We start from the raw sequence: 13,720 nt of genomic DNA on the forward strand, positions 1-13,720 counted from the left end.
TGCGAGCGACGAGGGAAGGCAGAGTCTGGAGCGCGGAGCGAACAGCGAGTGACGACTAACGCAGCTTGAGGCCGAGCTTGTGCAGCCACGGCTCGGGGTCGACGGCGGTGTAGACGTCGCCCGGCTCGGCGCCGCGTGGATAGACCTCGAAGTGCAGGTGCGGGCCAAAGGCGCGACCACTCTGGCCGACGTGGCCGAGGAGCTTGCCGCCGGTGACCTTCTGGCCATCCTGGACCGAGATCGAGGACATGTGCGCGTACAGGGTCTGCGTGCCGTCGGCGTGCTTGAGCACCACGTAGCTGCCGGCCCAGCCGCCTGCTTCGCCACCGGAGCCGGCATGCTCGACCACGCCTGCGGTCGGGGCGTGGATGGCGGTGCCGATCGGCGCGGAGAAGTCGAGCCCGGTGTGATAGCGCGCCCAGGCTCCCACATCGCCGAACCGTGCGACGAGTGTGTAGGACTTCACGGGCAGCGTGGGAGTGCCCAACGCCTTCTTGACTGCATCGGCCTTCTTCTTCGCCTTCACCAGCTTCTGTTGCAGCTTCGTGGTGGCCTTCGACTCCCGGGCGAGCAGCGCGGTGCGTGCGTCGTACGCGTGCAGGTCGACCTGTGCTGAGTCGGCCGGCTCGGACAGTGCGGTGACATCGAGATCGACGGCCTTGCCGGTGTCGGTCAACGCGGCGCGGAAGTTGGAACGGCTGATGGTGCTGCTGTCCCGCTCGAACTCCGACGGCTGATCGACGCCCGGTACGACGGTGGTGACGATCGCTGACTGGCTGATGTTGTCGGTCGTCTGGGCCGAGCTGGTGGAAGAGAGTCCGGCAGTGACACCGAGACCCAGCACCGAGACCGCGAGAGCGGCCAGGCCGGCGTTGAGGGCGCCTGGCACGAGGCGTACGTACTCGGGCCATCGCCGCTCTGGCGGCGCGGCTCGTCGCGCAACGGCGCGCTGGGACTGCATTCTGGGCACGCAGAACTCCTGGGTCGGACAACAGGGGCTGCGTTACTCGTGAGCTCCACGTCAGGGAGTGCCCGATTCAGGGAAACATTCACGTCGGGAGTTCCCTGAGGCGGACGTCGCGTCAGCGCGACCTCGGATGCAGCCAGTGGGGTATCCGGTGGAGGCCACCGGACGGTTGCTGCCTCTGACGATAACGGATTGGTAACACGGTTTAAACCTCAAACAGACCAGTCGGTCGGGTGGTCGCGGGTCTGCGAGGGGTTTTGTGAGCAAAGTCTCCTGGTCAGGACGTGATCCGGGTCAGGATGGCGGGCTGCGACGGCGAATGTCGTCGATTGATGCCAAGCGTTGGCTGGGTGGCTGCGAATGCCGTCGAATGACGGAAGCGTCGCGGTTGGAACGCGTGCGTACGCCGGTGTGGGCGGAGCGGGCAGGCTCAGTTGACGTTGACGCCGATGCTGCGCAGCCAGGGAGAGGGATTGACGGCGCGATAGACGTCACCGTATTTCACGCCGGCCGGATAGAGCTCGAAGTGCAGGTGTGGCCCGAAGGCACGGCCGGTGCTGCCGACGTAACCGATGACCTGACCGGCCTTGACGGACTGCCCGGCCTGCACCGCCATCGACGACATGTGCGAGGACATGGTGGTCAGACCGCCGGCATGCCGGATGGCGACGTGGTTTCCGGACCAGTCGCCGCTATTGCCGACGTAGAGAACCACGCCGTCGGCGACCGCCTTGATCGGGGTGCCGAAACCCGCCCGGAAGTCGAGTCCGGTGTGATAGCGCGACCACAGTCCATACTGGCCGAAGTGTGCGCCGACCACGGCGCCGGGCACCGGCGAAGCGCTGCCGCCTCCGGCCGAGACCGTGGGATCGGAGTTCCCGGCGAGCAGGGAGGTGTCGGTGCTGGCGCCCTGCTGATCGGCTTCGGCGGCGACCCGCTTGCGCACAGCCTCGGCGAGCCGTTGCTGGGCGATCTTGACTGCGGTCTGCCGCGTGGCCTGCTCGGTGGAGGCGAGTTCCTGGCTGCGTGCCGCGCCGCCGGCATCGCGGGCGGCCTGGCTGAGTTCTTCGGCTGACTTCGCCAGATCCTCGGCGCGCTGCGCGGCCCGCTCCTTGACCACGGCGGCCTGGAGGTTCGCGCTTCGAGACGTGTTCTCCACCGCTTGTGGGCGCGTGAATGCGGCCAGGCTCTGGTCGGCGGCCGCATTGTCGGCGGACTGGTTGCCCGGGGCAACCGCAGCCGTGACGGTGCCGGCCACCTGGTCGGTCTGCGCAATGGCGACCGGAGCAGGTGCTGACACAGGCTGGGCGCTGGTGGTCAATGACACCGAAGCGGCGACCCCCAGGCCGAGGGCAGAGATGGCGAGAGCTGCGAGACCATGGGACAGCCAACCACGGCGTCCCTCGACCGAGACCTTCCGCGTCGGCGTACGCCGCTCACGGCACTCGGCCGACTGCGATGCCACCTGGCTGCTCCCATCGTCACGTACCACCGCGAGGGTGGCTGTCCTTGCTCGGCGCCGCCCACCTTGATGGTGAATCACCAGGGTCGAGTCGTCGCGATTGTCTTTGATACGCCTGACTCGAAGCGGGGGCACAGAAGAAGATAACGGACTGATAACCAAACCTCAAACCCGTCGTCGCTTCCGCCCCACAACCGCGACGTCACGCAGTCCCCACGATAGCCGCCGCGGCGGCCCCGCGCAGGGGTCGGAGCCAGATTCGATCGGCGACTCAGTCGACCAGAGAGCCGGCCACGGTGGCTTCGTGCGGGTCGAACTCCACCTGGTCGTCCAACTGGGCCAGCGCAGCGGCGATCTGGAACGCGATGCCCCGGTCATTGGTCAGCGACATGTGTCCGATGCCGTGCACCGGCACATTGCGCACTCGCAGGTCGGGGTGCTCGATCCGGGCATTGCGACTGGGGACGATCAGCTGGTCCAGGTCGGAGTGGAAGGCGAGGAAGCGGGTGTCGCACGACGGTGCGGGTTCGTTGAGTTCCGCGATCAAGTCGGAGTCCGGACGCAGTTGGCGTACCAGCGGCAGCATCGAGCCGACCCGTGCCAGCGCGGAGCCTTGATGCGGCGTCCCAAGGGTGACCAGCGTGTGCACCCGCTCGTGGCCGCCCATCCGTTGCACGTAGTAGCGACTGATCAGCCCACCGAGACTGTGCCCGATGACATGGATCTTCTCGTAGCCGGATTCGGCCACCAGGCGCTCGACAGCGGTCGCCAGATCGAGTGCGGTGGCCCGCACGTCGGTGGTCAGCAACCCGTAGTCGAAGGAGGACAGATCGGTGAATCCGCGGCGGCGCAGCGCTCGCTCCAGCGGATCGAAGATCGTGTGGTTGTCGACGATGCCGTGCACCAGCAGGATCGGTGTCGCTGCCGCATCGACCGCGTAATGGACCAGGCTGCGCTGGTGAAGATTGAGACCGCCCAGACTGTGGCGCTGATCGGGCTTGGCGTTGGAATCGCCGATCAATCCGAACGGGTACGCAATCAGATGGGCAGTCACCCAGCCGGCCTCCCGAGCCAGTCCAGCCGCCACCCGTGGCGCACGACGCGTCACGCGTGAAATGCCTTCGATGGCGGACTGACCCACGTAAGAAGATTACCTCCCACGGGGCTCGGCGTGAGGGAACTCGATATGCTCGCCGAGTGGGTATCGATGCCGACGTGACCCCACCCGAGTTCGAGTCCGGCTCTGCCTCGGGCGGTCCGCAGCGGCCGCTCCGCATCGTGGTGGCCAAACCCGGTTTGGATGGGCACGATCGCGGGGTCAAGATCGTCGCGCGGGCGCTGCGCGACGCCGGCATGGAGGTCATCTACACCGGACTCCACCAGACTCCCGAGCAGATCGTGCAGACCGCTCTGGCCGAGGACGCCGACGCGGTCGGGCTGTCGGTGCTCTCCGGTGCCCACCTGACGCTCTTCCGCCGAGTGGTCGAGTTGCTGGCCGAGAACGACGCAAGAGACATCGTGGTGTTCGGCGGGGGGATCATCCCGGAGGCCGATCGCGAACCCCTGGCACGGCTGGGTGTCGCGCAGGTATTCACTCCGGGCGCCACGATGGCCGACATCGTCTCCTGGGTACGTGAGAACGTCCGGCCTGCCGGCTGACACCGCCCACCACCTTGTCGGTGCGCACCGATAGGCTCCGAGGTACGCACGATGCGAGGTGAGGTCTGAGGAAACGAGCCGATTCGGCCGTCGAGGGACTTCACAAGTTGGACATGGAGGCCGGTGTGGATCTGTACGAGTACCAGGCGAGGGACGTCTTCGAGAAGCATGGCGTCCCAGTCTTGCGAGGCATCACCGCGGTGACGCCGGAGGAGGCCGGTGCAGCTGCCGCTGAGCTCGGCACGCCCGTCGTGGTGGTGAAGGCGCAGGTCAAGACCGGTGGTCGAGGCAAGGCTGGTGGGGTGAAGATCGCCAAGAGCCCCGCCGAAGCGCAGCAGAAGGCGGCCGAGATCCTCGGGCTGGATATCAAGGGACACATCGTCAAGACGGTGATGGTCGCCGAGGGTGCCGACATCGCCGAGGAGTACTACTTCTCGCTGCTGCTCGACCGGGCCAACCGCAGCTATCTCGCGATGTGCTCCAAAGAGGGCGGCATGGAGATCGAGCAGCTCGCCGTCGAGCGGCCGGAGGCGCTGGCCCGGATCCCGGTCGACCCCACGGTCGGCATCGATCAGGCCAAGGCTGACGAGATCGTCGCCGCGGCCGGTTTCGAAGGAGATGATGCCGTCGAGATCGCTCGGGTGCTGCAGCTGCTCGGCAACGTCTACGAGTCCGAGGATGCGACTCTGGTCGAGGTCAACCCGCTGGTCAAGACCGGGGACGGGAAGATCGTCGCGCTGGACGGCAAGGTCTCTCTCGATGCCAACGCCGACTTCCGGCACCCCGATCACGCCGATCTGGCGGACAAGTCCGCGGAGGATCCACTGGAGGCGGCGGCCAAGGCGAAGGGCCTCAACTACGTCAAGCTGGACGGCAGCGTCGGCATCATCGGCAACGGCGCGGGCCTGGTGATGAGCACCTTGGACGTGGTCGCGTACGCCGGTGAGGAGTTCGAGGGCTCGCCGAAACCGGCCAACTTCCTCGACATCGGCGGCGGCGCCAGCGCGGAGGTGATGGCCAACGGGCTGGAGATCATCATCGGCGACGAGCAGGTGAAGAGCGTCTTCGTCAACGTGTTCGGCGGCATCACTGCCTGCGATGCGGTCGCCAACGGGATCGTCCAGGCCTTCGAGCTGCTGGCCGCCAAGGACGAGCACGTCGACGTGCCGCTGGTGGTCCGGCTGGACGGCAACAACGCCGATCTGGGCCGGCAGATCCTGACCGAGGCGAAGCTGCCGGGTCTGGAGCAGGTGGACACGATGGACGGTGCGGCCCGCCGGGCTGCCGAGCTGGCTGCAGGCTGAAGGGACGAACTGACATGTCGATCTTCCTCAATTCCGACTCCCGCGTCATCGTCCAGGGCATGACCGGCTCCGAGGGCCGCAAGCACACCCAGCGGATGCTCACCTCCGGCACCAACATCGTCGGCGGCGTGACGCCCCGCAAGGGTGGCCAGCAGGTCGAGTTCGAGCAGAAGTCCGTTCCGGTGTTCAACTCCGTGGCGGAGGCCGTCGAGGCCACCGGCGCGAACGTGACGGTCATCTTCGTCCCGGCCAAGTTCACCAAGGGTGCGGTGGTCGAGGCCATCGAGGCAGGGATCCCGCTCGCGGTGGTGATCACCGAGGGCGTGCCGGTCAAGGACTCGGCCGAGTTCTACACGCTGGCGGCGGGGTCGAAGACCCGGCTGATCGGGCCGAACTGCCCAGGGCTGATCTCGCCCGGGCAGTCCAACGCCGGCATCATTCCGGCCGACATCACCAAGGCCGGTCGGATCGGGCTGGTGAGCAAGTCGGGCACGCTGACGTACCAGATGATGTACGAGCTGCGTGACATCGGCTTCTCGTCCGCGGTCGGCATCGGCGGTGACCCGGTGATCGGCACCACCCACATCGACTGCCTGCAGGCGTTCCAGGACGACCCGGACACCGACGCGATCGTGATGATCGGTGAGATCGGCGGCGACGCGGAGGAGCGGGCGGCCGAGTTCATCAAGGCCAACGTGACCAAGCCGGTGGTCGGCTATGTGGCCGGCTTCACCGCCCCCGAGGGCAAGACGATGGGCCACGCGGGCGCCATTGTGTCCGGCTCCTCCGGCACCGCGGCGGCCAAGAAGGAAGCCCTCGAGGCGGCCGGAGTGAAGGTGGGCAAGACGCCGAGCGAGACCGCCGAGCTGATGCGGGAGATCATGACCCAAGGCTGAGCGGCCATGGGTTGGCAGAGACTCCGGTCACGGGTGGCGTACGAGAACGCCTGGATCCGGGTCCGCGAGGACGCCGTCCTGAGACCGGATGGATCGCCCGGGGTGTACGGCGTGGTCGAGGTCCGCTCGCCGGCGGTGTTTGTGGTGCCGGTGACCGAGGCGGGCGAGATCGTGCTGGTCGAGGTTGACCGCTACACCATCGGTGGGCTGTCGCTGGAGGTGCCGGCCGGCGGTACGGACGGCGAGGACCCGTTGGTGGCGGCCGGACGCGAGTTGCGTGAGGAGACCGGCCTGGCCGCCGAGTCGCTGGTCGATCTCGGGCCGGTCTACTCATTGAACGGGGTGTCCGATGCGCCTGGTCGGGTGGTCGTGGCCCGTGGGCTCCGACCGGTCGGTGGCGCGGATCAGGAGGCGGAGGGGATCTCTGGCGTCCGTTTGGTGGCGGTGCCCGACCTGCTGGCCATGATCAAGGCCGGCGAGATCACCGACAACGAGTCCCTCGGCGCCCTGCTGGTGGCACTGGTGCACCTGGATCGCGTGCACTGACCTGTCGGAGATTCCGAGGTGTCCTACCCACGGCGGCGAACCGGTGGAGCGCCGTGCACGGACTCGAAGGAGTCAAAACGTGACTCCAGCACCCCTTCGCCTCCGGTGAGGTCGGGCAGTTGCAGCTGGAGCTCGTGCAGCCGGGTGGACACCAGGCGTACCTCGAGCTGGCTGAGGTCGGAGCCCGTGGTCTGCGCCGTCACCTCCGCACCCCAGCGGGTGACCAGCCGCTGGACCGCGGTGATGGCGTCCCGGGGAATCTCGAGCGAGACCCGCAGCACCGGCTCGCAGACGATGGTGCCGGCCCGCTCCAGGGCCTGACGGACCACGATCGGGGTCAGCTGGCGATAGTCGTACGCCGTGCTGGTCGGCCCTCGCCGTGACGGCGGGCCGTCGGCGACGCTGTAGCCGCAGTGATCCAGGGTGACCACGCAATCGGTGACGCGCCAACCGTACAGACCCGCCGCCAGTGCATCGCTGACATGCCGCTCGATCGCTGCCTGGAAGGCTGTCGCATTCTTGAACAGGTACAGCGGCATGTCGCGGGCCGAGACGGTGGACCGGAAGGTCAGACCGGACCCAGGCGAACCTGGCGCGATGGTCAGCCCGATCGTCGCATGGTAGGGATTCGAGTCCGTGTTCAGCCGCTCGACAGCCGCGCCGGCGGCCCGCGGGCGTTCGACGTGCAGCACGCTGGCATCGGTGAACCGCACCGCGATCCCGTACTCCTCGGCAAGCGTGCTGGCGATCACCTCCTGCTGGACCCTCCCATACAGGGACACGGTCGCCTGGCCGTCGTCGTCGGCACGGGCCGCGATCAGCGGATCGGAGTCGGACAGCTCGGCCAAGGCGGCCCGGAGTGCCGGACCTTGGCTTTCGTCGATCGCCACGACCGACGCCTCCAGCGTCGGCGGCGCAAAGTGGTGCTCGTCGGTCTTGGCACCGCCGAAGCCGTCCCCGACTCGTCCGGTCGACAGGCCGGTCACGCGCCCGATCTGCCCGGGTCCGATGCTGCTGGTGCGCAGCCAGCGTCCTTGGTCGAACAGCTGCAGACTCGTCACTTTGCCGACGCGACCATCTGGCAGGTCGAGCCGGCTGCGGGGGCGTAGAGATCCGGAGAACAGCCGTACGTAGGCGACCTTCTCGCCCGCCCCGCCGCGTTCGATCTTGAACACTCGGCCTGACGGCTGGTCGGAGCACGGCGGACCATCGACGGAGTCCGGGGTGGCCGTTGGCAGGACGGGCGGCAGCAGGGTGGCGATCCCGTCCATCAGCTCCGAAACACCGGATCCGGTCACCGCCGATCCCGCATAGGTGGGATACAGCATGCAGGCCCTGGTCTGCGCCGCGAGCTCCGAGCGCAGTTGTTCGCCGGATCCGAGCCGGCCCTCGACGAAGCCCGCCAGCAGCGCATCATCGTGTTCGGCGAGCGCCGCGGTCTCTCGGTCCCGGAAGGCTCGGTCGTCGCTGCGGTAGGCGCTGAAGGTCGCCGCCTTGCTGCCCACCCGCTCGAGGTGACCCATCGGCAGCACATTGCGGACCAGCCGACGCCTGATCGCAGCCACGGTGGCGTCGACGTCAGCCCCACGCCGGTCGATCTTGTTGATGAACACCAGCGTCGGCACCCGGAGCCGCTGGAGCGCACGCATCAAGATCCTGGTCTGCGGCTGCACGCCCTCGACGGCCGACAGCACGAGCACCGCGCCGTCCAGCACGCCGAGGACCCGCTCGACCTCGGCGATGAAGTCCGGGTGACCCGGGGTGTCGAGGACATTGACGCGCATCCCGTCGAGCGGGAACGAGACGACCGCCGCCTTGATGGTGATGCCGCGGCGGCGTTCGAGGGCGAGCGTGTCGGTCGCGGTGGTGCCGGCATCGACCGATCCGGGCTGGTCGATGACTCCGGAATGGTGCAGCAGTCGTTCGGTGAGTGTGGTCTTACCGGCGTCGACGTGGGCGAGAATGCCGAGGTTGAGCGTACGCGCGAGCAAAGGTGGATCCCTTCAGAAGTGGGCAGCAGGACAGGGACACACGTGTTCCTCGCATCTGCTGGCCTCCTTCCAGGGCTCCACGACCGGTCACTCCGGTCGGCTCGTTCGCTCCACCCTACGACGGACTCTGTCCGGTTGCACCTCCAATTTCGACTCGGTGATCCGGTGCCGGGCCCGGGTATCCCGGCTACCCGATGACCAGAGCAACAAGAGCCGTACGGCGGGAGACTGTCACGTACGGATCGGTAGGAGCCCGGAGGTGCAATCCCTCCGGGCCACCCGACCCTTTCGGCCGTGAAAAGGTGCCTTGCCTCCTTCTCGATCAGCGATTCCACCTGACAGAGCCAGGAGTCGCCGCTCCTGCGCTCATCTGTGGCGGAGCGAGGTGTACCCCGTGTGCGCCCGGTCGGCGGTCGTTCGTGGCCCGGTGGCGCGAGGTGTACGCCGTGTACGCCCGGTTGACGATCGTTCGTGGCCCCGCGGCGCAAGACGTACCCCGTGCACCCGCAACTGGTGGTCGTCGGTGGCCCGGCGGCGCCAGCCGGACCGGCGACCGCAGGTCACACCACCCCAATCCCCACTTAGCACCAACTGATGCAACTTCGCACCCCGCGTGCTTGGTGCGGAGTAGCCGGAAATGGTGCGAAGTCGATCAGGGGCGCTCGATCAGGGGATGCGCCACTAGGGGACGCGCGTCAGGGGCCGCGCATATGGTGCGAGTCGCCGAGTCGGCTCAGTTGACCTGAGTGGTTCGCTGGCCGGCGCGTACGGCGACGGTGTCGAACTGATCGCTGGTGAGGTCGAGGGTGTCCTGCGGGTTGAGGAACAAGAAGACCACCTTGGTGCCGGCGGTGACGATGCCGACGCGGTACTTCGTGGTGGCGTCGTCGCTGCTCTTCTGGGTGACCTCGGTCGTCCAACCCTTGACGTCCATGCTCTTGGCGCCGGGGCCGGAGACTTCTCGGATCGGCGTGATGGTGGCCGTCAGCTTGCGATCGTGGCAGCTTGTCCAGCCGTCCTTGACCTTGGTCGCCAGTGCGGTGGCGGTCTGCTCGTCCTTGTTGGTGATGATCACCTGGTCGAGTCCGAATCGGCTGGCGCTATCGGCCAACAGGTACGTCCGGTGGCTGCGGTCCTCGGCCGGCACCTTCGTCCAGTTGACGATCTCGCAGCCGCTGCCGAGCAGCACGTTGCTGTCGGGCTCGCCGGGCGTCGTGCCGGCCCAGCGGGTCAGGTCCGCGCCCATCGGCGGCAGATCTCCCGAAGCCAGAAAGCCCGGTTTGTCTCCACCCAACGGGGGCGGTCCGTCCTGGGCCTCTGGTTCATCGGAGCAGGCGCCGCCAGCGGCTTGGCACTGGGTGTCGACGATGGCGCCGGCCACCTTGGCCACCCGCGTGGCGGAGACTGCCTCGTCGGGCTTGGCGACGTCGACCACGTCCACGACGAGACCGGTGCGGGTCAGCACCACGGTGCGGTACTCGGGGGCGTCGCCGCCCAGCACCTGGATCGTGACCGCGGTGGCCTGATCGCCCACTCCGCCGATCAAATGCCCGGCGGTCACCCAGGCTCCGGTCATCGCGCAGTCGCCGAGAGCGCGGGAGGCGTACGCGTACGCCTGGGCGGCTTCCTCAGGTGTGCCGTACGCGGTTGCCTGGTGCAGAACTGCCGGTGAGTTCGAGCCGTTGCTGCTGAGCAGTCGGAGCACGGATTGCTGCGGGGTCGGCGCCCCCTTGGTGACATCGACGGACAGGCAGGCGGGATGGTGCGGCGAGTCCGGTGAGCTGCCACGCTGGGTGAGCGCGACCTTCCAGGTGCGTTTGCTGTCCAGCGTCGCGGCATCGGTGTCGGTGAGCAGCATCTGGTCGGTGATCAGAGCCGTGTTGGCCGAACTCGTGGTGTCCCCGGTCGGCGGCGCATCGGGGTCCGGCGGTGCGCTGGTGGCTGAACCGGGAGCCGCGACGGGCTGAGACGTGGTCTTGATGATGGCGTACCCGGCCAGTAGGCCGAGGATCGCCACTACCGCCACGGCGCCGATCATCAGCAGCAACCGGCGACGGTCCGCCTTCGGGTCGGCCTCGATGTCATCGTCGTAGTCGTTATCGCTGTCGTCTCGTCGGCGGACCCTGCTTCCGCCCGCGGTGCGGGGGAGCAAGGTGGTCTCGTCGGGGTCGCGTTCGATCTGGCTGCGCTTGTGCGCTCGGGCGCGGCTCAAGATCGTGGTCTCGTCGGAGAGCTCGGAACGCGGCCGCGAATCGGACGGGGTCGACTCCGCGGTCGTCTCGATCAGCTCGGAACTCTCATCTCCCGGTCCGTCCTCGTCATCGTCGGAGGAAGCTGAATCCGAGGAGGGCGCAGCGCCGGCCGGTGTGGCCTCGTCCCGATAGAGCGGCCGGGTGAGCTCCTGATCGTTGTCGTCGCCGGTGTCGGCAGTGTCGCCGGTGTCGCCGGTGTCGGCAACTGCGTCGACAGCTGGGTCGGTGGCCGACGTCGCGGGTTGCTGATCAGCCGTCGACGAGTCCGTGGCCGTCTCCGGCTCCTCACCCCGGGCGTCTTCTGGCCGGGGCGTCTCGGGATCGTCTGCGGACATGCTGAGGTTGTCTCCTGCTCGGTGGTCGCCGATCGCCTTGGGTGCCGACTGAGCCCGACACGCCGTACGCGACGGCACAAACACGATGACTTTACCTGCCGTGGGCGTGTCCGGAGGGGCCGAAGCACAGGCCTGGGCGAGCATGGGAGGCGCTATGGCTTCCTTGCTGTCTCCGCGTCGGAACCGCGGCGAGTCCGCGACGCACCGGCTCCGCGGTGACATCGATCTCGCCGCGACCGAGCCGACCGTCGTGATCGGGTCCGCCGGCCCGACCGAGTTGCCCACCCTGGCCTGGATGACCCTGGCCGCCGGTGCCGGTCTGATCAGTGTGCTCTCGGGGTGGGTCCTGGTGACCGGCCTGGTGGTGGTCGGCTGGCTGGCTGCCGAGCCCGGGACACTCGGGCAGGCGCTGAGCGCCGGCACCCAGCTTTGGCTGTTGGCCAATGGCGGTGGCGCGACTCTCGGTTCCGCGTCGGTGACGCTGATCCCCTGGGGTATCACCGGTTTGGTGGCGTGGTTGGTGGCTCGGACCGCCGGCTATGCGGCCAGACAAGGGCCGGCTGGCTCTCCGACGGTGACGCCGATGGTCTGCATCATCGCGACTCTCAGTTATCTGGTGCCCCTGCTCGGGGTGGCACTGCTTGCCGGTGGCCCCTGGCCGGCGCTGCGGTCCGGCATGGTGATGCTCGTCGTCGTTCCGGTGGCCGCAGCCTGGGGCTGCTGTCACGCCCGGCAGACTTGGCCGACCGGTGCCTGGCCGGCTTGGTCCCGAGCCGTGCCGCGGGCGGTGATCGCGGCCTTGCTGGTGATGTTCGCGGGTGGTGCGGCGGTGCTGGCCATCGGCCTGGTGGTCAACCTCGATCGGGTGACGGCGCTGTTGACCGCGCTCGATGCGGGGATCGTCGGCAATGTGGCGTTGCTGGTCGGCCAACTCGCGTACGCACCCAACGCGGTCGTCTGGGCCGCCTGCTATGCGCTCGGTCCGGGGTTCACCCTGGGCAATGGCTCCATCGTCTCGCCGGCTGCTACCGAGCTGGGCGCCCTGCCGTCCATCCCGATGCTGGCGGCGGTGCCAGACGTCGGACCGGGCAGCGTCTCGCATCTGTGGTGGCTCGCTCTCGGCGTGGCGGCCGGAGCGGTCGCGGCGACGCTGGTGGTGCTGGCCCGGCCGTCGGCGCGCTATGACGAGACAGCCCTGGTCGGTGGACTGTCCGGCGTGCTCGCCGGTGGCGCCTTCAGCGTGGTCGCCTGGGCGACCAGCGGCGATCTGGGCTCCGATCTGCTGAGCGGGGTGGGCCCCGAGCTGGTGCCGGTGCTGGTGATGGCGACCTCGACCATGGGTCTGTCCGGGGCACTGTGTGGCCTGGTGCTCGGTCTGTGGCGCCGCCGGACCGCCCGGGTCACGGCTGCCCCTGTCGCCGCCAAGGGATCGGGCGAATCGAAGAAGGTCGCTGACCCGTCAGGTGTCGAGAGGCCGAAGCGCTCCGAGAACGAGCCGGAGCACACCGACGAGGAGACGGTGGCACTAACCCATCGGAGTCGACCCCCGATCAACGCTGCCACCGCGGATTCGGCCGACGATGATGACGAAGGCGCCGACGAACCGACCCAGCAGATCGGCTGACTGGGTCGAACTCGCTCCGGATCGGTAGGGTGTTCGGCGTGCCTTCTTCGCCCGCTCGGCTGGTCGTCCTGATCTCCGGCTCCGGCACCTTGCTGCAGGCACTGCTGGAGGCCTGCGCCGATCCGGCGTACGGGGCGCAGGTCGTCGCGGTGGGTTCCGACCGCGTGGGGATCGCGGGTCTGGAGCGGGCTGCCGCGTACGACGTGCCGAGCTTTGTCCACCCCTATCGGAAGGGCAGCGACCGGGTCGCCTGGGACGCCGAGTTGACCGAACTGGTGGCGGCCTACCAACCGGACCTGGTGATCAGCGCCGGTTTCATGAAGCTGGTCGGGGAAGCGTTCCTGGAGCGTTTCGACGGCCGCATCATCAACACCCATCCGGCGCTGCTGCCGTCCTTCCCCGGCATGCACGGGCCGCGGGATGCGCTGGCGTACGGGGTGAAGGTCAGCGGCGCGACGGTGTTCCTCATAGACTCCGGGGTGGACACCGGCGTGATCTTGGATCAGGCCGCTGTCGAGGTGGTCGACGATGACACCGTCGAGACGCTGCACGAGCGGATCAAGGTCGCCGAGCGCCGACTGCTCGTGGAGACCACCCGTCGACTGGCTACCGGCGAGTGGCGGCTGGAGGGTCGACGGGTGCAGTGGAGCGATTCCCGGGCACCGACAGTCACCACGCGATGAA

General features: G+C 68.1%; 11 protein-coding genes. 6 read left to right on the plus strand and 5 right to left on the minus strand.

Annotation, left to right across the window (positions count from 1 at the left end):
* Nucleotides 1–55 precede the first annotated feature (55 nt).
* From MLP_RS26115 to MLP_RS06090, 3 genes are all read right to left on the minus strand, one after another.
* Nucleotides 56–961, minus strand: a complete 906-nt coding sequence (locus MLP_RS26115) for a M23 family metallopeptidase (RefSeq protein WP_083843716.1) — start codon at nucleotides 959–961, stop codon at nucleotides 56–58.
* Between the two features lie 436 nt (nucleotides 962–1,397).
* A complete protein-coding gene (locus tag MLP_RS26120; RefSeq protein WP_013862145.1) occupies nucleotides 1,398–2,432 on the minus strand; it encodes a M23 family metallopeptidase in 1,035 nt (344 codons plus the stop codon).
* Nucleotides 2,433–2,700: 268 nt separating this feature from the next.
* Complete coding sequence (locus MLP_RS06090) at nucleotides 2,701–3,537, minus strand: esterase/lipase family protein (RefSeq protein WP_231851422.1); 837 nt, start codon at nucleotides 3,535–3,537, stop codon at nucleotides 2,701–2,703.
* Nucleotides 3,538–3,626: 89 nt separating this feature from the next.
* Here MLP_RS06090 and MLP_RS06095 point away from each other — a divergent pair, with 89 nt between their 5' ends.
* The 4 genes from MLP_RS06095 to MLP_RS06110 all read left to right on the plus strand — a co-directional run bounded on the left by MLP_RS06095 (nucleotide 3,627) and on the right by MLP_RS06110 (nucleotide 6,834).
* A complete protein-coding gene (locus MLP_RS06095; protein ID WP_231851423.1) occupies nucleotides 3,627–4,088 on the plus strand; it encodes a cobalamin B12-binding domain-containing protein in 462 nt (153 codons plus the stop codon).
* A 125-nt stretch (nucleotides 4,089–4,213) separates the two neighbouring features.
* On the plus strand, nucleotides 4,214–5,392 hold the full coding sequence (gene sucC / locus MLP_RS06100; RefSeq protein ID WP_041791434.1) for an ADP-forming succinate--CoA ligase subunit beta: 1,179 nt from the start codon (nucleotides 4,214–4,216) through the stop codon (nucleotides 5,390–5,392).
* 14 nt (nucleotides 5,393–5,406) lie between these two features.
* A complete protein-coding gene (sucD, locus tag MLP_RS06105) occupies nucleotides 5,407–6,288 on the plus strand; it encodes a succinate--CoA ligase subunit alpha (RefSeq protein ID WP_013862149.1) in 882 nt (293 codons plus the stop codon).
* A gap of 6 nt (nucleotides 6,289–6,294) precedes the next feature.
* Nucleotides 6,295–6,834, plus strand: a complete 540-nt coding sequence (locus MLP_RS06110; RefSeq protein WP_013862150.1) for an NUDIX domain-containing protein — start codon at nucleotides 6,295–6,297, stop codon at nucleotides 6,832–6,834.
* Nucleotides 6,835–6,857: 23 nt separating this feature from the next.
* Here MLP_RS06110 and MLP_RS06115 read toward each other — a convergent pair whose 3' ends face one another.
* Nucleotides 6,858–8,825, minus strand: a complete 1,968-nt coding sequence (locus MLP_RS06115; protein WP_013862151.1) for an elongation factor G — start codon at nucleotides 8,823–8,825, stop codon at nucleotides 6,858–6,860.
* 733 nt (nucleotides 8,826–9,558) lie between these two features.
* Complete coding sequence (locus MLP_RS06120) at nucleotides 9,559–11,412, minus strand: hypothetical protein (RefSeq protein ID WP_013862152.1); 1,854 nt, start codon at nucleotides 11,410–11,412, stop codon at nucleotides 9,559–9,561.
* A gap of 154 nt (nucleotides 11,413–11,566) precedes the next feature.
* Here MLP_RS06120 and MLP_RS06125 point away from each other — a divergent pair, with 154 nt between their 5' ends.
* Both MLP_RS06125 and purN read left to right on the plus strand, forming a co-directional pair.
* On the plus strand, nucleotides 11,567–13,036 hold the full coding sequence (locus MLP_RS06125; protein ID WP_013862153.1) for a cell division protein PerM: 1,470 nt from the start codon (nucleotides 11,567–11,569) through the stop codon (nucleotides 13,034–13,036).
* 29 nt (nucleotides 13,037–13,065) lie between these two features.
* A complete protein-coding gene (gene purN / locus MLP_RS06130; protein WP_013862154.1) occupies nucleotides 13,066–13,719 on the plus strand; it encodes a phosphoribosylglycinamide formyltransferase in 654 nt (217 codons plus the stop codon).
* The last annotated feature ends 1 nt before the right edge of the window (nucleotide 13,720 follow it).

The sequence above is a fragment of the Microlunatus phosphovorus NM-1 genome, assembly GCF_000270245.1.
Classification (GTDB): Bacteria; Actinomycetota; Actinomycetes; order Propionibacteriales; family Propionibacteriaceae; genus Microlunatus; species Microlunatus phosphovorus.